Origin of the sequence: Nonomuraea sp. C10, from assembly GCF_008017515.1 — a bacterium.
GTDB classification, from domain to species: domain Bacteria; phylum Actinomycetota; class Actinomycetes; order Streptosporangiales; family Streptosporangiaceae; genus Nonomuraea; species Nonomuraea ferruginea.
The window spans coordinates 2,535,487-2,554,354 of sequence record NZ_VPFF01000003.1 but is presented as its reverse complement, the minus strand read 5'-3'; the positions used below and the strand labels follow the sequence as shown (position 1 = coordinate 2,554,354).

The window sequence follows — 18,868 nt, the reverse complement described above, 5'->3', positions numbered from 1 at the left end:
ATCCCCTGGAAGGACGCCGGGCCGGGAGGCCGGGTGGGGTGCGGTTCGGAGGTTCTGATGGCCGGTGAAGGCGTGCGGGTGAGGCCGGAGGAGAGCGTTCCGGCGTCGGGCGGGCTGGCGCCGGCGGCCGGGGGCGGGTCGGTGCCGACGTCGCCGACCGTGCGGTCCGTGTGGCGGGGCGGCCGGCTGATCGCGCTGCTCGGCCTGATCGTCGTGGCGGTCGCCACGGCCGTGGTGCTGCTCGGCCCCGACCGGGGCGCCCAGCGCTTCCTCGATCCGGACGACACCTCGCTGCAGGGCTCCAAGGCGCTGGCCGAGCTGCTGCGGGCCAGAGGCGTCACGGTGGACCGGGTGGACTCGGCGGAGGCGGCCAGGGCCCTGGGCGGCGACCGGCTGCTGTTCGCCGGCGACACGACGTACGTGGACACGTCCGCCCTGGCCTCGCTCCCCGGCGACCGGCTGATCGTGGGCTTCTACGACCTGCCGACGCTCGCCCCGAACGTCGACCCGGTGCCGGAGGCGGTGCGGGAGCGCTCGCGCGACCCCGAGTGCGCGCTGCCCGCCGCGACCGCCGCGGGGAGCGCCTACATCGGCGGGGTCGCGTTCGAGGTCCCCGCCGGCGGCACCGGCTGCTACCCGTCGCATGAGGGCTCGACGCTCGTCAGCTTCCCGAACGGGTCCGGCACGACCACGGTCGTCGGCAGCGCCTCGTTCATGACGAACCTGCGCCTGGCCGAGGACGGCAACGCCGCGCTGGCGCTCAACCTGCTCGACACCGGCAAGCCCGTGACCTGGCTGGTGTCCCCCGACACCCCGCCCGCCGGCGACCTGGCGGGCACCGAGGGCCGGTCCATGTACGACCTCATGCCCGCCGGCGTCGGCTGGTCGCTGGTGATGGCGTGCGTGGCGGTGGCGCTGGTGGCGTTCTGGCGGGGCAGGCGGCTCGGCCCCGTCGTGGTGGAGCGGCTGCCGGTGGTGGTGCGGGCCGCCGAGACGGTGGAGGGCCGCGGCAGGCTCTACCGCGCCAGGAAGGCCAGGGCCAGGGCCGCCGACGCGCTGCGGGCGGGCGCGATCGACCGGCTGACGCCCCGGCTCGGGCTGGGCCAGGGCGCGGACAGCCGGGAAGTGGTGGCGGCGATCGCCGTACGGACGGGTGAGGACGCGCAGCGGGTCGGCGCCGCGCTGTACGGGCCCTCACCGGAGACGGATGACGAGCTGGTCGCCCTGGCCGGATACGTGGACCACATCGAAAGGAAGGTCAGTGAGCTCTGAGCATTTCGCCCGGACGGCGGCCCCCGCGGACGCGGCCAGGGAGGCGCTGAGCGCGCTCCGGGCCGAGGTGTCCAAGGCCGTGGTCGGGCAGGACGCGGTGGTGACCGGGCTGGTCATCGCCCTGCTGTGCCGGGGACACGTGCTGCTGGAGGGCGTGCCGGGCGTGGCCAAGACGCTGATGGTCCGCACCCTCGCCGCGGCGCTGTCGCTGGATTTCAAGCGGGTGCAGTTCACCCCCGACCTGATGCCGGGCGACGTGACCGGCTCGCTCATCTACGACGCGAAGACGGCGGAGTTCGAGTTCCGCGAGGGCCCGGTGTTCACGAACCTGCTGCTCGCCGACGAGATCAACCGCACCCCGCCGAAGACCCAGGCGGCGCTGCTGGAGGCGATGGAGGAGCGGCAGGTGAGCGTGGAGGGCGCGGCCCGCCCGCTGCCCGACCCGTTCGTGGTGTGCGCGACGCAGAACCCCGTCGAGTACGAGGGCACCTACCAGCTCCCCGAGGCCCAGCTGGACCGGTTCATGGTGAAGCTGACGGTGCCGCTGCCGCCGCGTGACCAGGAGATCGCGGTGCTGGAGCGGCACGCGCTCGGCTTCGACCCGCGCGACCTGTCGGAGATCAAGCCGGTGGCGACGGCCGCCGACCTGGAGGCGGGCCGCCAGGCGGCGGCGCAGGTGCACGTCGCCCCCGAGGTGCTCGGCTACATCGTGGACGTCGCCCGCGCCACCAGGAACTCGCCGTCGCTCCAGCTCGGCGTCTCACCGCGCGGGGCGACCGCGCTGCTGGCTGCCTCACGGGCGTGGGCGTGGCTGTCGGGCCGCGCGTACGTGACTCCGGATGACGTCAAGGCGCTGGCCAGGCCCGCGCTCCGGCACCGGGTGCAGCTGCGGCCGGAGGCGGAGCTGGAGGGCGCGACCGCCGACGGCCTGCTCGACGGCATCCTCGCCTCGGTCCCGGTCCCGCGCTGATGGCGCTGACGGGACGCGCCGGGCTGGTCGCGGCGCTCGGGATCGTGGTGGTGCTGTTCGCCCCGCAGCCCGGCCCCGCGCTGGCCGGGGTGTGCCTGCTGCTGGCCGCCGGGATCCTCGTGGACCTGGTGTTCGCGGGCGCGGTGCGGCCGCTGCGCTTCCACCGGTCGGGCGAGCGGCTGGTGCGGCTCGGGCAGCGGGCGACGGTGGAGCTGACGGTCGAGAACCCGGGGAGCAGGCGGGTGCGCGGGGTGCTGCGCGACGCGTGGCCGCCGTCCGCCGGGGCGGCGCCGCGCGAGCTGGCGCTGGACGTGCCGGCCGGCGAGCGCCGCAAGCTGGTCGTGACGCTCACCCCGACCAGACGCGGCGACCGCGAGTCCGTGGCGGTGACCGTGCGCTCGCGCGGGCCGCTGGGGCTGGCCGCCCGGCAGGGCAACCACCACTCCCCCTGGTCGGTGCGGGTGCTGCCGCCGTTCCTGTCGCGCAAGCACCTGCCGTCCCGGCTGGCCAGGCTGCGCGAGCTGGAAGGTCAGCATCCGGCGCTGGTGCGCGGTCAGGGCACCGAGTTCGACTCGCTGCGCGAGTACGTGATCGGCGACGACGTGCGCTCGATCGACTGGCGGGCCACCGCGCGGCGGCACGACGTGGTCGTGCGCACCTGGCGGCCGGAGCGCGACCGGCGGGTGCTGATCGTGCTCGACACCGGCCGCACCTCGGCGGGCCGGGTGGGCGCGGCGCCGATCCCGCTGGCCGGGGCGGTCGCGGACGGCCAGGGCGGGCTGCTGGTGCGTCCCGCGCCGCGTCCCGAGCCCGGGTGGCCGCGGCTGGACTGGTCGATGGACGCGGCCCTGCTGCTGGCCGCGCTCGCCGCCAGGGCCGGCGACCGGGTGGACTTCCTGGCCTACGACCGGTCGGTGCGCGCCTGGCTGAGCGGCGCCTCCCGCACCGAGCTGCTGTCATCGCTGGTCAACGTGATGGCGCCGATCGAGGCCGAGCTGGTCGAGGCCGACGCGCAGGGCATGGTGGCCGCGATCCTGTCCCGGGCCAAGCGCCGCTGCCTGGTGGTGCTTCTCACCGACCTGAACGGGGCCGCGATGGACGAGGGTCTGATGCCCGTGCTGCCCCAGCTCTCCTCGCGCCACCTGGTGCTGGTGGCGGGCGTGTCGGATCCCCGGGTGGCGGCGATGGCCGCCGGACGGGGCACGGCCGAGGAGGTGTACGACGCGGCGGCGGCCGAGCACGCCCGGCTGGAACGCCGGCGGATCACGGCCAGGCTGCGCCGCCACGGCGTCGAGGTGGTCGACGCGCCGCCCGACGACATCGCGCCCGCGCTGGCCGACCACTACCTGGCGCTGAAGGCCGCGGGCCGGCTCTAGCCGCTCGGGGCCACGTCGGGGGCGTCCTCCAGGTCACCGGTCTGGTCGTCGCGGGCCGCGCGGCGTCCGAACGCGATCACGTACCCGAGGAAGACCACCTCGGCGAGCACCCCGATGCCGACGCGGGCGGCGGTGGGGAGCCCGGACGGCGTCACGAACGCCTCGATCAGGCCCGACACGAACAGCACCACGACCAGCCCGAGCGCGACCGCCATCACCGCTCTGCCGTGCTCGGCCAGCACCTCGACGCGTCTGCGCGGGCCTGGCGCGATGACGGTCCAGCCGAGCCGCATGCCGACGGCGGCGGCGAGGAACACGGCCGTGAGCTCCAGCAGGCCGTGCGGGGTGATGAGGCCGAAGAAGATGTCGAGCTTGTCCCTGGAGGCCATGAGGCCGCCCGAGATACCGACGTTGGCGGCGTTCTGCCAGAGCACGTAGGGAATCGGCAGGCCCAGGAGGACGGCGTAGGCGATGACCTGGAGCGACACCAGCGCGTTGTTGATCCACACGCGGTTGGCGAAGGACGCCGCGGGGTTCTCCGAGTAGTAGTCTGCGAAGTCGTGCTCGACCAGCTGGGTGATCGCCTCCTCGGTGGCGATCGAGGCCTGCACCCTCGGGTCGCCGGCCACCCACGCGCCGAGCGCCCAGGCCACCGCCACGAACGCCAGCGACGTGGCGAGCCACCACCAGCGCGTCCGGTAGGCCACCACCGGGAAAGAGACCGTGAAGAAGCGGACGACCTCCCGCCAGGCCGGGTTGCGGGAGCCGGTGACGGCCGAGCGGGTGCGGGCGACCAGCGCCGACAGCCGGCCGGCCAGCATCGCGTCCGACGAGGAGGAGCGGACGATCGACAGGTGGGTCGACACCCGCTGGTAGAGGTCGACGAGCTCGTCCACCTCGGCCCCCGTCAGGGAGGAGCGGTGCTTGACCAGGTGCTCCAGCCGATCCCATGTCGGGCGGTGGGCCGAGACGAACGCGTCGATGTCCACGTGACCATTCTGGCCGCTCACGCGGGCGGTCATTGCCGTTAGGCTCCACATATGTCAGAGGTTGTGACCGGTGACGCCGTCGTCCTGGAGGTACGGGTAGCGCAGTTCCCCTCGCGCGCCCTGGCCTTCTTCATCGACTACGCCATCCAGATCCTGCTCCTGATCGGAGGGCTGAGCACGCTGCCGTACCTCGCGGCGTTCACCGATCCGGCGATGTTCGCGGCCGTGGTGACCCTGTTCCTGTTCCTGGTCATGGTCGGCTATCCGGTGATCTTCGAGACGGCCACGCGCGGGCGCAGCCTCGGCAAGCTGGCGCTCGGGCTGCGGGTGGTGAGCGACGACGGCAGCCCCGAGCGGTTCCGGCAGGCGCTGTTCCGCGGGCTCGCCGGGCTCGTGGAGTTCTGGGCCTTCTTCGGGGCGCCGGCGCTGATCTCCTCGCTCGTCTCGCAGAAGGGCAAGCGGCTGGGCGACCTGTTCGCCGGGACGATGGTGATCTCGGAGCGGGGGCCGCGCGACAACTCCGACGCCATCGTGATGCCGCCGCAGCTGGCGTCCTGGGCGGCGTCCCTGGAGCTGTCACAGGTGCCGGACGAGGTGGCGACGGCCGCCCGTCACTACATCCTTCGCTGGCATGAACTGTCGCCGCGGATCCAGTACGAGATGGGGGTGCGGATCGCCACCCAGATGGCGTCGTTCGTGTCCCCGGCCGCGCCGCCGGGCGTGCCGCCGCACGCCTACCTCAGCGCCGTGCTCGCCGAGCGCCGCCGCCGCGAGCAGGCCCGCCTGATGCGCCAGGCCGCTCCTCTCCCGTACGCGCCGCAGACCGGCCCGTACGGGCCCCCTCCCGTCCAGCCGGCCCCGTACGGGCCCGCTGCCGGTCCTCAGGGCGGGCCGAATCCGTACGGACCGCCGGCGCCGCCCGCTTCGGAGGGGACCGGCGGGTTCGCGCCGCCGCAATGAGGGGCGCCGGCCCCGGGGAGCCGGGACCGGCGCTGATGGTCGGGTCGTGGCCTAGTGGCGGCCCGAGCCTCCACCGGGGTAGGACTCCTGGGTCTGGACGTTGAGGATGTCGCTGCGGACGTGCGACGCCCCCTTGACCAGCGGGTCGTCGATCTTCAGCACGTCGAGGCCGTTGTCGAAGTCGGCCGCGTACACGTACCCGTTGTAGTAGTACGCCGACCAGACACCGCCGCCGCTGCCGTCGGCCTTCGGGCCGCGCTCGAAGTAGCCGAACTCGCGCGGGTTGGCCGGGTCGGTGAAGTCGATGAACGAGACGCCGCCCATGTACCAGGCCTGGACCATGATGTTCTTGCCCTTGACCGGGATCAGCGAGCCGTTGTGCGCCACGCAGTTCTCGGTGTCGGCCTGGTGCCGCGGGATCTTGAAGTAGCCCTGGAAGACGAGCTCGCCGCGGTGGATGCGGTAGATGGCGTCCGCGCCGCGGTTCGGCCCGACGGTCTCGTTGCAGGTGGCCGCGCCGCCGCCGCCGAGCTCGTCGGTGAACAGCACCGTCCTGGCGTCGTTGGTGAAGGTCGCCGAGTGCCAGAAGGCGAAGTTCTCGTCCGTGGTCCTGGCGGTCACCTGCGGGTTGAGCCGGTCGCGGATGTCGAACAGCACGCCGTCACCCATGCAGGCGCCGGCCGCGATGTCCTTCTCCGCGTAGACGGTGATGTCGTGGCAGCCGGTGGTGGGCACGAGCAGCCCCGGCTGGGTCTCGTTGCCGCCGTCGGGGAAGACGACCGGCGTGGCGGCCACGTGCGCCTGCGTCGGGTTGCGCAGCGGCACCTTGATGATGGAGATCTTGTCGTGCGGGGGCTGGCAGTCGGGCAGGTTGGCCGCCGGCAGGTACGACGAGACGTAGACGTAGACGTTCTTGTTCCGGTCCCGGCCCTTACCGGGCACCAGGGTCAGGGTGTGGGAGCCGCAGTCGGTCTCGACCGACTTGATGTAGCGGGGGTTGCGCTTGTCGCGGATGTCGAAGATCCGGACGCCCTCCCACGACTCCTTGATCGCGGCGCTCTGCCCGGTGCTGTTGCACGAGTCGTCGCTGCGGGAGCTGTCGACGGCGGCGAACAGCAGGTCGCCGTAGACGCTGAGGTCCATCTGGGCGCCGGGGCAGACGACCGAGCTGACGACCTTGGCCCGCTTCGGGTTCTTGATGTCGTAGATCGAGAATCCGCCGTAGTTGCCGACGTAGGCGTAGTCGCCCTGGAAGGCGATGTCGGTGTTGATGGTGCCGGCGAGCGGCGCCGGCTTGGGGATGTTGAGCACGTGGCTCACGTTCGGGCTGTGGACGATCGTGTCCGCGGGCGGGATGTCACCCGCGGTGGCGGGTAACGCCGTAAGGCTCAGGGCGACGGCTGCGCCTGCCGCGAGCAGCGTTCGGAACATACGGGACATGCAGAGAGCCTCCTCGGTCTCGTGTTTCCTCATGCCGAAGGCGGCGGGGCCCCGGTGAGGTCCCGCCGCCGACGGACGATCAGTGGTGCCCGTGGTCCTTGTAGGACTGCTGGGTCTGGGCGTTGAGGATGTCGAACTTCACGCCGTTGGCCTTGTTGGTCCGCGGGTCGTTGATCTTGAGGACGTCGAGTCCCAGGTTGAAGTCCGAGCCGTAGATGTAGCCGTTGTAGTAGTAGGCCGACCAGTGGCCGCCGCTGAGCGGGTTGGGCGCGTCGGGCCCGCGCTCGAAGAAGGCGATCTCCTGGGCGTTGGCCGGGTCGGTGAAGTCGACGACCGAGATGCCGCCCTGGTACCAGGCCTGGACCATGATGTCCTTGCCCTTGACCGGGATCAGCGAGCCGTTGTGCGCCACGCAGTTCTCGGTGTCGTCCTGGTGCCGCGGGATCTTGAAGTAGCCGCGGAAGGTCATCTGGCCGTCGGCGCCGATGTCGTAGTACGCGTTGGCGCCGCGGTCCGGCCCGATGGCTTCGTTGCAGGTCGCCCTGGTGCCGCCGCCGAGTTCGTCGGTGAAGATCACCCGCGAGCCGCTGTTGTTGAAGGTGGCGGAGTGCCAGAAGGCGAAGTTGGTCTCGTCGCGGACGGTCGCGGTCACCCTCGGGTTCTCCGGGTCACGGATGTCCATGAGGATGCCCTCGCCCATGCAGGCGCCGGCGGCGATGCCCTTCTCCGGGTAGGCGGTGATGTCGTGGCAGCCGGTGGTGGCCGACTTGCCGTTGGGGTACGAGCCGGGCACGCCGGGGAAGCCGCCGTCGGGGAACAGGTTCGGCGTGGCGATGACCGACGCCGAGCCCGGGTCCCGCAGCGGGACCTTGACGATGGAGATCAGGTCGTGCGGCGGCTGGCAGTCGGGGAAGGCCGCGTTCGGGCTGTACGAGGAGATGTAGAGGTAGACGTTCTTGCCGCGGCGGTCGGGGACGAGCGTGTGCGTGTGGGAGCCGCAGTTGGTCTCGACGGACTTGATGTACCGCGGGTTCTTCTTGTCGCGGACGTCGAAGATCCGGATGCCCTCCCACGACTCCTTGATCGCGGCGCTCTGCCCGGTGCTGTTGCAGGAGTCGTCGTTGCGGGAGGAGTCGACGGACCCGAAGACCAGGTCACCGTAGACGCTGATGTCCATCTGGCCGCCGGGGCAGACCACGGAGCTGACTACCTTGGTCTTCTTGGGGTTCTTGATGTCGTAGATCGAGAAGCCGTAGTAGTTGCCGACGTAGGCGTAGTCACCCTGGAAGGCCATGTCCGTGTTGATGTCGGCCAGGGCCTCGGGCTTGGGCACGTTGGTGACGTGCGTGATGTTCTGGCTCTTGACGATCTCGCCGGGAGCCGGGATGTCCGCAGCCTGCGCGGGAAGGCCGGCCATCACCAAGGTGAGGGCGGCTCCAGCGAGGACGAGGAACCTGCGGGTGGACGGCACGGGAGGTGTCCTCCTATAAAGGGGGCATAAATGGTGAAATTTTCACCCTTCAACTCCGCTCACGACCAGCACGCAATATGTCAAACATTAGAGCAGGTTGCCCTCTATTAATGATCACCATTCCCTCTTAGAATGCGACGTTCCGACCGAAACCGTCAGGAGGCTGAGTGCGCGCTGCGCTCGTCGTCGTCACCGGTGCCCTCACGATATTCGCCGTTTCCGGCTGCACCTCAGAGACTCAGGCCCCGCGCGCCGACTCGACGGCGCCGGTCATCGCCCCCGGCAAGCCCGGCGAGGAGGCCAGGACACTCGCTCCGGGTGAGGCGGTCACCGCCGTGCCCCAGGCGAGCGCGAACGCGGCCGACGTCGCGTACGTCCAGGACATGATCGTCCATCACCAGCAGGCGCTCGACATGGCCATCCTGGCGCCGAACAGGGCGGAGTCGGCCAAGCTCAAGAGCCTCGCCTCGCGGATCAAGGACTCCCAGGGCCCGGAGATCCAGTGGATGCGCACCTGGCTGCAGCAGCAGGGCCAGCGGGTGCCCGACCACCACGCCGCGCACGACGGCATGGCCGGCATGGCCACGCCCGAGCAGATGGAGCAGCTGAAAGCGGCGTCGGGCCAGGCGTTCGACCGGCTGTTCCTGGAGCTGATGATCAAGCACCACGAGGGCGCGATCGAGATGTCGACCGAGGTGCTCAAGGGCGGCTCGCACCTGCGGATCGAGGAGCTGGCCAACGACGTGGGCGTCACCCAGCTCTCGGAGATCCGGCGGATGCGCGAGATGCAGGCGGCCGGTTAGCGCTAGGAGCCGCTGCGCCAGGAGTGGAGGTAGGACTCCTGGTCACCGGTGAGCACGTCGATGCCGATGCCGGCGGCCACCAGCTTGAGCCTGGCCACCTCCTGGTCGATCTCTTGGGGCACGTCGTACACGCCGGGCGCCATCCCCGCCCGCTCGCGGGCGAGCCAGGCGACGGCGAGCGCCTGCGCGGAGAACGACATGTCCATCACCGCGGCCGGATGGCCCTCGGCGGCGGTGAGGTTGACCACCCGGCCCTCGGCGAGCAGCAGCAGGCGGCGGCCGTCGGGCAGGACGTACTCGTCGGTGTTGGGCCGGATCCCGCGGTGCACCTCGCTCGCCAGTTCGTCCAGCGCCCGCACGTCGATCTCCACGTCGAAGTGGCCGGCGTTGGCCAGGATCGCCCCGTCCTTCATGGCCGCCACGTGCGCGGCCGTGATCACGTCGCGGTTGCCGGTGACGGTGATGAACACGTCGCCCGCCGGGGCCGCCTGCTCCATCGGGCGCACCTCGTATCCCTGGAGGGTGGCGTCGAGTGCCTTGACCGCGTCGATCTCCGTCACGATCACCCGCGCGCCCAGCCCCTTGGCCCGCTCGGCCACGCCGCGCCCGCAGTAGCCGAACCCGGCGACCACGACCGTGCTCCCGGCCAGCATGGTGTTGGTGGCCCGCATGATGCCGTCGAGCGTCGACTGGCCGGTGCCGTAGCGGTTGTCGAACATCCGCTTGGTCCGGGTGTCGTTGACCGCCACCATCGGGAAGCGCAGCGCCCCCTCGGCGGCCATCTGCCGGAGCCTGATGACGCCGGTGGTGGTCTCCTCACACCCGCCCGACACCCCGTCGAGCAGGTCGGTGCGCTCGGTGTGGAGGATGTTGACCAGGTCGCAGCCGTCGTCGAGCACCAGGTCGGGCCGCACGTCGAGGGCCTGGTGGATGTGGCGGTAGTAGGTGGCCCGGTCGACGCCCGCCCTGGCGTGCACGGCCACGCCGTAGCCGCGCAGCGCCTCCGCCACGTCGTCCTGCGTCGACAGCGGGTTGGAGGCGGCCAGCGCGATCTCCGCGCCGCCCGCCTTGAGCGTGCCCATCAGCACCGCGGTCTCGGCCGTGACGTGCAGGCACGCGGCCACCCGCAGCCCGTCGAGCGGCCGCTCGGCGGCGAACCGCTCCCCGAGCGCGGTCAGCACCGGCATCGAACGGGCGGCCCACGAGATGTGCCGCTCCCCGCTCTCCCACAGATCCATGCAAGCCTTCAGACACCAAGGCTCCGGAGGGGCGCCCGCCCCTCCGGAGCATCGAACACGCCGGAGATCAGTAGCGGTAGTGGTCGGGCTTGTACGGGCCCTCGACGTGGACGCCGATGTAGGCCGCCTGCTCCTTGGTCAGCTGGGTGAGCTTGACGCCGAGGGCGTCGAGGTGCAGCCTGGCGACCTTCTCGTCGAGGTGCTTGGGCAGCACGTAGACGTCGATCGGGTAGTCCTCCGTCTTGGTGAACAGCTCGATCTGCGCGATCACCTGGTTGGTGAACGAGTTGGACATGACGAACGACGGGTGGCCGGTGGCGCAGCCGAGGTTCATCAGCCGGCCCTCGGCGAGCACGAGGATGGAGTGGCCGTCGGCGAACACCCACTCGTCGACCTGCGGCTTGATGTTGCGCCGCTCGATGCCGGGGGTCTTGGCCAGGCCGGCCATGTCGATCTCGTTGTCGAAGTGACCGATGTTGGAGACGATCGCCTGGTGCTTCATCCGCGCCATGTGGTCGGCGGTGATGATGTTGAAGTTGCCGGTGGTGGTGACGAAGATGTCGGCGATGCCGACGACGTCCTCCAGCGTGGTGACCTGGAAGCCGTCCATGGCCGCCTGGAGCGCGCAGATCGGGTCGATCTCGGTGACGATGACCCGGGCGCCCTGGCCGCGCAGCGCGTCGGCGCAGCCCTTGCCGACGTCGCCGTAGCCGCACACCACGGCCACCTTGCCGCCGATGAGCACGTCGGTGGCGCGGTTGAGGCCGTCGATGACGGAGTGGCGGCAGCCGTACTTGTTGTCGAACTTGGACTTGGTGACCGAGTCGTTGACGTTGATCGCCGGGAACAGCAGCTGGCCGTTCTTGTGCATCTCGTAGAGACGGTGCACGCCGGTGGTGGTCTCCTCGGTGACGCCCTTGATGCCCTCGGCGATCCGGGTCCAGCGCTTCTCGTCGGTGACGGTGCGCTTGAGGAGGCCGATGATGACGTGCCACTCCTCGGGGTCCGCGTCGGTGGCGTCGGGCACGAAGCCGGCCTTCTCGTACTCGGCGCCCTTGTGGACCAGGAGCGTGGCGTCGCCGCCGTCGTCGAGGATCATGTTGGGGCCGTCGGCGCCGGGCCAGGTGAGCGCCTGCTCGGTGCACCACCAGTATTCCTCGAGCGTCTCGCCCTTCCAGGCGAACACGGGCACGCCCTTGGGGTCGTCGGCGGTGCCGTCGGGGCCGACGACGACCGCGGCGGCGGCGTGGTCCTGGGTGGAGAAGATGTTGCAGCTCACCCAGCGCACCTCGGCGCCGAGCGCGACCAGCGTCTCGATGAGGACGGCGGTCTGGATGGTCATGTGCAGGGAGCCCATGATCTTCGCGCCGCGGAGGGGCTGGGAGGCCGCGTATTCACGGCGGATCGCCATGAGGCCGGGCATCTCGTGCTCGGCGAGCCGGATCTCCTTGCGGCCGAACTCGGCCAGTGAAAGGTCGGCGACCTTGAAGTCCATCTGCGTTACCCCTCGCGTCATCGTGTGGTCGCGGACGAGTCTAGGCGGCAGTCCGGCAAGGTCGCACCCCGAGAGCCCGGAAGTTGACGTAAGAATGTAAGAATGCGAATCACGGAAGCGGCCAAGCGGCTCGGCATGTCTCCCAGGATGCTCCGCTACCGGGAAGCTCTCGGGCTGCTGCCACCGGTGCGCGGTCGCGGCGCGCACCGGCGTTTCGGCCCTGAGGAGCTCGCCGCCGTCGCCCACGCGGTGGAGCTGGAGAAGCGGTTCGACGTCTCACCGGCCGAGCTGGCGTTCGCGCTGCGCGCGCTCAGCGAGCCGGCCGTCGCCGCGAGCGTGCGCGAGCTGGGCGTGCGCATCGGCCGCATCCAGGTGCCGCGCAGGGCGCTGGACTTCGAGAAGGAGAAGGCGCTGCGCCTGCTGCGAACCCCGGCCGCCGGCGATACGTCGAACAGGGCATGAAGGAGCTGCTGCTGGCCACCGTGCTCACCACAGGACTGGCCCTCACCCCCGCGCAGACCGCCGCCGACGTCCAGGTCTACTTCTCCGAGGGGCACGGGGTGCCCGGCAAGGTCGTGCCGGTCACCAGGACCTCCCCGCACGCCGGCGTCGCCAGGTTCGCCGTCGAACAGCTCATCAAGGGCCCCACCGCCGCCGAGCGGCGCCGCGGCCTGCACTCCGAGCTGACCGGCAAGCTCCGCGGCCGCTCCGACTGCGGCGCCGACTTCACGCTGAAGATCCGCGAGGGCACCGCCACGCTCCGCTTCTGCCGCACGGTCTGGGGCTCGGGAGTCGGCTCCGACGCCCGGGCGCTGCGTACGATCGAGGCGACGCTCAAGCAGTTCGCCACCGTCAAGAAGGTCGTGACGCTGGCCAGAGACGGCCGGTGCCTGTTCGACCAGACCGACTCGGGCAGGTCGTGCGTCACCGGCCACGAGTGACCGGTCAGGCCGTGGTGGACACCTCACGGTCGAGGTCGGGCTCCAGGTAGATGACGCGGGCGATCGGCACCGCCTCGCGGATGCGCCGCTCTGCCTCGTCGATGCCCTGGGCGATCTCCGGGGCGGTGTCGGACCGCGTCACCGCGATCTTGGCGGCCACCAGCAGCTCCTCCGGGCCGATGTGCAGCGTCTTCATGTGGATGACGCGGTCGACCTGCGAGGAGGCTTCGAGCGCGGCGCGGATGCGGCCCTCCATCTCGGGGGCGGCGCTCTCGCCGAGCAGCAGCGACTTGGTCTCCACGGCCAGGATCACCGAGATGACGGCGAGCAGGGCGCCGATCATGAGGGTGCCGACGGCGTCCCAGACCGGGTTGCCCGTCACCACGGCCATCGTCACGCCGAACAGCGCGAAGATCAGGCCGAGCAGCGCGCCGAGGTCCTCCAGCAGGATGACGGGCAGCTCGGGCGCCTTGGACCGGCGGATGAACGCCATCCACCCCTGGTCGCCGCGGACCGCGTTGGCCTCGATGATGGCCGTGCGGAACGAGAAGATCTCGGCGATGATCGCGAAGATCAGCACGCCGAACGCCCAGCCGGGCGAGGTGAGCGGCTCCGCGTGGGTCAGCTTGTGATAGCCCTCGTACAGCGAGAACAGCGCGCCGATCGCGAACAGCACCACGGCCACCACGAACGCGTAGAAGTAGCGCTCGCGCCCGTAGCCGAACGGGTGCTCGCGGGTGCTGGCCCGCTTGGCCCGCTTGCCGCCCAGCAGCAGCAACGCCTGGTTGCCCGAGTCGGCGACGGAGTGGATGCCCTCGGCCAGCATCGACGACGACCCGGTGAAGGCCGCCGCCACGAACTTCGCGACCGCGATGGACATGTTCGCGGCCAGAGCCGCGATGATTGCTTTGGTTCCGCCGCTCGCACTCACCGGTCGTCTCCAGTCATACGATCACAAAGTCCTGGACGGATGGATCCTAGTGGGAAATCCGAGCCCTCAACTCCGTGATCGGCCGCACCGGGGTCGGGTCGACGCCGTAACCCAGCGCGAGATAGGTGCTCGCGAAATCCGTAAGCCCAATCAGCGAGGCCAGCCGCTCCAGCGGGTGGTCGCCGTCGGACGCCAGCTCGGTGACGCGCACGTCGCGATCCTGCGCGACCCGTAGGACCGCCTCCCTCGTGCTGGTCACCCGGGGGTGCTCCTCCATGTCGCGCAGCAGCACCAGCCGGAGCGTCCGTGAGGAGGTGTCGGCGAAGATGTCGCGCTCGGCCAGCGGCCCGTCGAGCACCGCCACCTGGTTGTGGCCGGCCTCGGGCAGCTCGCCGGCCATCGCGGGATATTTGGCGTTCTCGTTGAGCCGGTGGGCGAAACGGGTGGCCGCCACGGTGGCCAGCGGGGACGAGCCCCAGATCATCGGCACGGATTCGGCCAGGTCCATCGCCAGCGCCTTGCCGGGGTTGATGAACGAGTCGCTGGACGGCCGGCAGCGGTGCGCGATGTCTTCGAGCGTCCTGGCCACCCGCTCGTAGACCGTCGGCTCGGCCCGCACCAGCCTCAGCGAGGCGGCGGCCACCACCAGCGGGGTCGTCACGAGCCACAGGTCGGCCCTGGGCCGGCGGCCGGTGGGGATCGCCACGTGGAGCGAGGACGACTGGACCGCCACCGCCTCCAGGGCGGACCCCGCGGGCCCGACCGCGAGGAGCGTGCAGCCGCGCCGCACCGCCTCGGCCGCCATGGCGAGCGTCTCTCCGGTCTCTCCGGACCAGGAGACGGCGATCACCAGGTCGGTGGCGCCCACCCAGCCGGGGAGCTGGTAGGAGCGCACCGTGACCACGGGGATCGGAGCGCCGGGCCCGCACACCGCGGCCAGGATGTCGCCCGCGAGGGCGGAGCCCCCCATGCCCGCGACCACGACCGCTCTCGGCCGCACGTTCGCGGAGAGGCGGTCGACGCCGGACTCGACCGCGCACCGATAGCCGGTGCGGACCTGGGCGGCGGAGTCGGCGACCGCGCGGAGCATGCCGCCGGGGTCGCCCTCGGTGAGGTGATGCGTGTCGTCGAGCCGCTCGGGCTCCCAGGTCACGGCTTCCTGGCCTCGTCGACGAGCAGGACGGGGATGTCGTCACGGACGGGATAGACCAGGCCGCAGCCGGTGCAGGCCAGCTCCTCGGCCCCGCCTTCGGCGCGGAGCGGCGCCTTGCACGCCGGGCACGCCAGGATCTCCAGCAGCCAGTCGTCGATCTTCACTGTTGAACCTCTCTCAGCAGGTCGAGGACCTCGTCCCGGACCGCCGTCATCGTGGTCTCGTCGGCCGCTTCGGCATTGAGCCTGAGCAGCGGCTCGGTGTTGGACGCGCGCAGGTTGAACCACCAGCCGTCGCCGCTCACGGTGAGCCCGTCGAGCTCGTCGGCCTCGCCCCGGCCGCCGAACGCCGAGCGCACGCGGCGCACGGCCGCGTCCTGGTCGGCGACCGTGCTGTTGATCTCGCCCGAGGCGTGGTAGCGGGAGTAGGCGGACACCACCCGCGACAACGGGTCGGGCTGCTCGCCGAGCGCCGCCAGCACGTGCAGCGCGGCCAGCATGCCGGAGTCGGCGAACCAGAAGTCGCGGAAGTAGTAATGAGCGGAGTGTTCGCCGCCGAAGACGGCCCCGGTGCGGGCCATCTCGGCCTTGATGAAGGAGTGGCCGACGCGGGTGCGGACCGGGTCGCCGCCGTGCTCGCGGACGATCTCCGGCACGCCGCGCGAGGTGATCAGGTTGTGGATGACCGTCGCGCCGGGGTGTTTGGCCAGCTCACGCACCGCCACCAGGGCCGTGATCGCGGACGGCGAGACGGACTCGCCGCGCTCGTCGACCACCCAGCACCGGTCGGCGTCGCCGTCGAAGGCCAGGCCGATGTCGGCGCCTTCCGCCACCACGGCCCGCTGCAGATCGACCAGGTTGGCCGCCTCCAGCGGGTTGGCGTCGTGGTTGGGGAAGGAGCCGTCGAGCTCGAAGTAGAGCGGGGTGAGGTCGATCGGCAGCCCGGCGAGGACCTCGGGGACGGTGTGGCCGCCCATGCCGTTGCCGGCGTCGACCACGACCTTGAGCCGCCTGATGCCCGACAGGTCGACGAGCGTGCGCAGGTGGTCGGCGTAGCCCGGCAGCAGGTCCTTCTCGATCAGCGACCCGGTGGGCGTGGCCGTGACGCCGACCAGCTCGGCCGCCCGGTCGCGGATCTCGGTGAGCCCGGTGTCGCCGCCGATCGGCACCGCGCCCGCGCGGCACATCTTCATCCCGTTGTACTGCGCGGGATTGTGGCTGGCCGTGAACATCACGCCCGGCAGCCCCAGGCTGCCGCTGGCGTAGTAGAGCAGGTCGGTGGAGCCCAGCCCGGCGTGCACCACGTCGGCGCCGCGGGAACGGGCACCCCGGACGAACGCGTCGGCCAGCACCGGGGACGACTCGCGCATGTCGTGGGCGAGGACCATCGACCGGGCTCCGGTCACCTCGACGAACGCCGCCCCCACGGCCTCGGCCACCGGCTCGTCGAACTCGTCGGGCACCAGGCCACGAACGTCATACGCCTTGAAGATCCTGGCGAGATCGCCCATCCAGCTCCGCCCCTAGGTCGTCACTCCGGCTAGAGCCGAGCCTACCGGTCGCGGTGCTGCTGGGCCGACCTCAGAACACGCAGGTGTCCGCGCCGCCCGACCTCGACTCCCTGGCCGACGGGCTCCCCCACGCCGGATCCGCTGGGCCTGGCCGCCTCCCTGACCGCGTTGGCCAGCGCTTCGAGATCGTCGGTGCTCGGTGTGGCGCCGTCGGTGGGCAGACGCACCACCTCCCAGCCGCGGGGGGCGGTGAGCCGCTCGGCGTGTTCGGCGCACAGGTCATAACAGTGCGGCTCGGCGTACGTCGCCAGAGGGCCGAGAACTGCGGTCGAATCGGCGTATACGTACGTGAGCGTGAAGACGGCAGGCTGACTGCAGGCGGTGCGGGAACAGCGGCGGACGGGGCTCACGGAGGGACCGTATCTGGTAAGGGGGCGGGACGCCACTATCTGAGCGCTCTTAAAAGGCGTGTCGCCACAATTCGGACAGCTGTCGCAGCCTTTCCACCTACATGCACCGATGCCGGTGTTCTTCGCCGGGGGCGGCTTACACTTGCCGTGTGACTAGCAAGCGCGGTCCTCGACGGCGCGACAGGCACGGCCGCGGCCTGCGCGGCCCGATCGCCCCTTCCTACGTTCCCATGGCCCGTGCCCGCAGCGAGCGCTTCGACGACCTGGTGCTCGACGCGGTCGACCGGCTCAGGCCGAAGTGGGGCAGGCAGCTGTCGTCGGTGGAGTTCGCGGTGGAGGAGGTGCCGCCGCTCAGCGAGCTGGGCGACGGGCCCGGCTTCGGCGCCGACCCGATCCCGCTCGGCCGCGCCGACACGGCCAGGGGGCAGGACCCGGCGTCCATCGTCCTCTACCGGCGCCCGCTGGAGGCCCGCGCCCGCGACCGCGACACGCTGGGCGCCCTCGTCCACGACACCGTGGTGGAGCAGGTCGCCTCCCTCCTCGGCCTGTCCCCCGAGACCGTCGACCCGGGCTACGACGAACGCCGCTGACAGCCGCGGCAGGTCAGGGAAGGACCGCACGGGGAGTGTCGGTGAGCGGCCGGAGCACGGTCCAGAGCCGGGCGGGGGCCAGGGGCTGAGCCGTGATCAGGAGACCGCTCCTGAGCCGTTCCTCCATCACCCGCCCCCCGTACACCCTCCCCGACACCGGCGTGACCACCACCGCGTACGCGCCCTCGCCCTTCAGCCGCACGTTCCTGGTCCGGTCCGCCGGCACCGCCACGTCGATCGGCGCGGGCGGTTCGCCGCTCTCCGGCACCACCTGCACCCGCACCTTCCCCGCGGCGCCCGGCGCGGTCAGCACCAGCCGGGAGCCGGCGCCGTTGGCGGCCACCGCGCTGCCCAGGTCGAGAGAGGGCGTGCCGGCGGTGAACGCCACGTCCGGCTGCCGCCCCGTACCCGTGATCACCACGCCCGCCACCACCGGCGCCGTCGAGGTGAGCACCAGGGCGGCCGACTCGCCGCCGATGCCGGTGGTCACGTCGAGCGGCAGCACGCTGCCCGCCGGCACGTCGACGGACTCCCTGCCGCGCATCGCGTACGCGGCGCCCTCGGTCACGGCCTTGATCGTCACGGTCGCGTCGGTCTCGCCGGGCGCGGCGACCAGCAGCTCACGACGCCCGCCGCCGCCGGGGACGGCAGGCACCACGACCTCGGTGGCCGGGGCCGCGGCCGGGGGCAGCCAGTCGACGCCGCCGGTCTCCAGCACCGCCCTGGCCGAGACCGCCAGCCTCCCGGTGAACGTCTTCACGCTGACCGCCATCACGTCGGCGGCGTCGGCCAGCGTGCGGAGGTCGATCTGGCGGTGCTCGCCGGGCTCGATCTCCAGCCCGAGGCCCCTTTCGCCGGAGACGGGCCCCTCCGCCGCGTACACCTCGACGTCGGCGAAGGCGGGCGCCTTGTCGGCGTTGACCAGGTGCAACGTGACGCGGGCGCGGGCGGGTCCCGGCCCGACGAGCCAGCTCTCGGCGGCGGGCTCGGCGCACCGCACCCCGGCCAGCCCGCGCCCGGCGCCGCTGGTCGTCCGCGTGATGTAGCCGGCCTCCAGTCCGCCGGGCCCGCTCACCGTGTACGGTTCCGCGTCCCTCATCGGCTCCCGTGACAGCGTCCCCGGCAGGTAGACGCTGACGTCCTCACCTCGTGTGGCGGGACAGGCCGCGGTCGCCGCCTCCACCCCCACCTTCCTCGGCTGCGCCTCCACCGGCCGCTCCGCCGCCGGCCTGGTCACGTACGCGACCCCGTACAGACCGGCGAGCACCCCCACCACCAGCAAGACCAGCCCGAACCGCCCGGCCGCGAACCTCCTCACA

General features: G+C 71.5%; 19 protein-coding genes. 8 read left to right on the top strand and 11 right to left on the bottom strand.

The window, feature by feature from the left end; genetic code table 11:
* Positions 1 to 57: 57 nt before the first annotated feature.
* From FR742_RS44135 to FR742_RS44125, 3 genes are read left to right on the top strand one after another with little or no spacing between them, the layout of a single operon-like run.
* Positions 58 to 1,272, top strand: a complete 1,215-nt coding sequence (locus FR742_RS44135) for a DUF4350 domain-containing protein (protein WP_148034224.1) — start codon at positions 58 to 60, stop codon at positions 1,270 to 1,272.
* Positions 1,262 to 2,242, top strand: coding sequence for a MoxR family ATPase (locus FR742_RS44130; RefSeq protein WP_148034225.1), 981 nt, complete (start codon positions 1,262 to 1,264; stop codon positions 2,240 to 2,242). Before FR742_RS44135 ends, FR742_RS44130 begins: the two co-directional genes overlap by 11 nt.
* The gene (locus tag FR742_RS44125) at positions 2,242 to 3,618 is read left to right on the top strand and encodes a DUF58 domain-containing protein (protein ID WP_148034226.1); all 1,377 of its coding nucleotides are present in this window, start codon (positions 2,242 to 2,244) and stop codon (positions 3,616 to 3,618) included. The genes FR742_RS44130 and FR742_RS44125 overlap by 1 nt, the downstream gene beginning before the upstream one ends.
* Here the strand turns inward: FR742_RS44125 and FR742_RS44120 are convergent.
* On the bottom strand, positions 3,615 to 4,607 hold the full coding sequence (locus FR742_RS44120; RefSeq protein ID WP_148034926.1) for a stage II sporulation protein M: 993 nt from the start codon (positions 4,605 to 4,607) through the stop codon (positions 3,615 to 3,617). The two genes, FR742_RS44125 and FR742_RS44120, sit on opposite strands and share 4 nt — an antisense overlap.
* A 51-nt stretch (positions 4,608 to 4,658) precedes the next feature.
* Between FR742_RS44120 and FR742_RS44115 the strand changes: the two genes are divergently transcribed.
* Complete coding sequence (locus FR742_RS44115; protein WP_148034227.1) at positions 4,659 to 5,567, top strand: RDD family protein; 909 nt, start codon at positions 4,659 to 4,661, stop codon at positions 5,565 to 5,567.
* Positions 5,568 to 5,618: 51 nt separating this feature from the next.
* Here FR742_RS44115 and FR742_RS44110 read toward each other — a convergent pair whose 3' ends face one another.
* A complete protein-coding gene (locus FR742_RS44110; protein ID WP_148034228.1) occupies positions 5,619 to 7,007 on the bottom strand; it encodes an LVIVD repeat-containing protein in 1,389 nt (462 codons plus the stop codon).
* 79 nt (positions 7,008 to 7,086) lie between these two features.
* On the bottom strand, positions 7,087 to 8,424 hold the full coding sequence (locus tag FR742_RS44105) for an LVIVD repeat-containing protein (RefSeq protein WP_261808893.1): 1,338 nt from the start codon (positions 8,422 to 8,424) through the stop codon (positions 7,087 to 7,089).
* A 221-nt stretch (positions 8,425 to 8,645) separates the two neighbouring features.
* On the opposite strand from FR742_RS44105, the gene FR742_RS44100 reads away from it, so the two are divergent.
* A complete protein-coding gene (locus FR742_RS44100; protein ID WP_148034230.1) occupies positions 8,646 to 9,281 on the top strand; it encodes a DUF305 domain-containing protein in 636 nt (211 codons plus the stop codon).
* 2 nt (positions 9,282 to 9,283) lie between these two features.
* Here FR742_RS44100 and FR742_RS44095 read toward each other — a convergent pair whose 3' ends face one another.
* The gene (locus FR742_RS44095) at positions 9,284 to 10,519 is read right to left on the bottom strand and encodes an adenosylhomocysteinase (protein ID WP_148034231.1); all 1,236 of its coding nucleotides are present in this window, start codon (positions 10,517 to 10,519) and stop codon (positions 9,284 to 9,286) included.
* A 67-nt stretch (positions 10,520 to 10,586) separates the two neighbouring features.
* Positions 10,587 to 12,014 (bottom strand): adenosylhomocysteinase, encoded by a 1,428-nt coding sequence (gene ahcY / locus FR742_RS44090; RefSeq protein ID WP_222709088.1) that lies wholly within the window; start codon positions 12,012 to 12,014, stop codon positions 10,587 to 10,589.
* A 102-nt stretch (positions 12,015 to 12,116) separates the two neighbouring features.
* On the opposite strand from ahcY, the gene FR742_RS44085 reads away from it, so the two are divergent.
* Both FR742_RS44085 and FR742_RS44080 read left to right on the top strand, forming a co-directional pair.
* The gene (locus FR742_RS44085; protein WP_148034233.1) at positions 12,117 to 12,476 is read left to right on the top strand and encodes a MerR family transcriptional regulator; all 360 of its coding nucleotides are present in this window, start codon (positions 12,117 to 12,119) and stop codon (positions 12,474 to 12,476) included.
* The gene (locus FR742_RS44080) at positions 12,473 to 12,955 is read left to right on the top strand and encodes a GerMN domain-containing protein (protein ID WP_148034234.1); all 483 of its coding nucleotides are present in this window, start codon (positions 12,473 to 12,475) and stop codon (positions 12,953 to 12,955) included. The genes FR742_RS44085 and FR742_RS44080 overlap by 4 nt, the downstream gene beginning before the upstream one ends.
* A 4-nt stretch (positions 12,956 to 12,959) precedes the next feature.
* Here the strand turns inward: FR742_RS44080 and FR742_RS44075 are convergent, their stop codons facing one another.
* The 5 genes from FR742_RS44075 to FR742_RS44055 are packed head-to-tail and all read right to left on the bottom strand — an operon-like array spanning position 12,960 to position 16,959.
* Complete coding sequence (locus tag FR742_RS44075) at positions 12,960 to 13,886, bottom strand: cation diffusion facilitator family transporter (RefSeq protein ID WP_148034235.1); 927 nt, start codon at positions 13,884 to 13,886, stop codon at positions 12,960 to 12,962.
* A gap of 46 nt (positions 13,887 to 13,932) precedes the next feature.
* Positions 13,933 to 15,039: an SIS domain-containing protein gene (locus tag FR742_RS44070; protein WP_148034236.1), complete on the bottom strand. Its 1,107-nt coding sequence runs from the start codon at positions 15,037 to 15,039 to the stop codon at positions 13,933 to 13,935.
* Positions 15,036 to 15,203, bottom strand: coding sequence for a Trm112 family protein (locus FR742_RS44065; protein WP_148034237.1), 168 nt, complete (start codon positions 15,201 to 15,203; stop codon positions 15,036 to 15,038). The genes FR742_RS44070 and FR742_RS44065 overlap by 4 nt, the downstream gene beginning before the upstream one ends.
* The gene (locus tag FR742_RS44060) at positions 15,200 to 16,549 is read right to left on the bottom strand and encodes a phosphomannomutase/phosphoglucomutase (protein WP_148034238.1); all 1,350 of its coding nucleotides are present in this window, start codon (positions 16,547 to 16,549) and stop codon (positions 15,200 to 15,202) included. Before FR742_RS44060 ends, FR742_RS44065 begins: the two co-directional genes overlap by 4 nt.
* Positions 16,550 to 16,590: 41 nt before the next feature.
* A complete protein-coding gene (locus tag FR742_RS44055) occupies positions 16,591 to 16,959 on the bottom strand; it encodes a DUF3499 domain-containing protein (protein WP_148034239.1) in 369 nt (122 codons plus the stop codon).
* Positions 16,960 to 17,108: 149 nt separating this feature from the next.
* Between FR742_RS44055 and FR742_RS44050 the strand changes: the two genes are divergently transcribed.
* On the top strand, positions 17,109 to 17,549 hold the full coding sequence (locus FR742_RS44050) for a metallopeptidase family protein (RefSeq protein WP_261808834.1): 441 nt from the start codon (positions 17,109 to 17,111) through the stop codon (positions 17,547 to 17,549).
* 13 nt (positions 17,550 to 17,562) lie between these two features.
* Here FR742_RS44050 and FR742_RS44045 read toward each other — a convergent pair whose 3' ends face one another.
* Entirely contained in the window at positions 17,563 to 18,867 is a 1,305-nt protein-coding gene (locus FR742_RS44045; protein WP_148034241.1) for a DUF5719 family protein, read from the bottom strand.
* Between the last annotated feature and the right edge of the window lies 1 nt (position 18,868).

Coding starts and splice junctions, on each gene's coding strand:
- FR742_RS44095 (WP_148034231.1), bottom strand. CDS start 10,519: ATGGATCTGTGGGAGAGCGGGGAGCGGCACATCTCGTGGGCCGCCCGT.
- FR742_RS44115 (WP_148034227.1), top strand. CDS start 4,659: ATGTCAGAGGTTGTGACCGGTGACGCCGTCGTCCTGGAGGTACGGGTA.
- FR742_RS44080 (WP_148034234.1), top strand. CDS start 12,473: ATGAAGGAGCTGCTGCTGGCCACCGTGCTCACCACAGGACTGGCCCTC.
- FR742_RS44135 (WP_148034224.1), top strand. CDS start 58: ATGGCCGGTGAAGGCGTGCGGGTGAGGCCGGAGGAGAGCGTTCCGGCG.
- ahcY (WP_222709088.1), bottom strand. CDS start 12,014: ATGGACTTCAAGGTCGCCGACCTTTCACTGGCCGAGTTCGGCCGCAAG.
- FR742_RS44110 (WP_148034228.1), bottom strand. CDS start 7,007: ATGTCCCGTATGTTCCGAACGCTGCTCGCGGCAGGCGCAGCCGTCGCC.
- FR742_RS44125 (WP_148034226.1), top strand. CDS start 2,242: ATGGCGCTGACGGGACGCGCCGGGCTGGTCGCGGCGCTCGGGATCGTG.
- FR742_RS44105 (WP_261808893.1), bottom strand. CDS start 8,424: ATGGCCGGCCTTCCCGCGCAGGCTGCGGACATCCCGGCTCCCGGCGAG.
- FR742_RS44085 (WP_148034233.1), top strand. CDS start 12,117: ATGCGAATCACGGAAGCGGCCAAGCGGCTCGGCATGTCTCCCAGGATG.
- FR742_RS44060 (WP_148034238.1), bottom strand. CDS start 16,549: ATGGGCGATCTCGCCAGGATCTTCAAGGCGTATGACGTTCGTGGCCTG.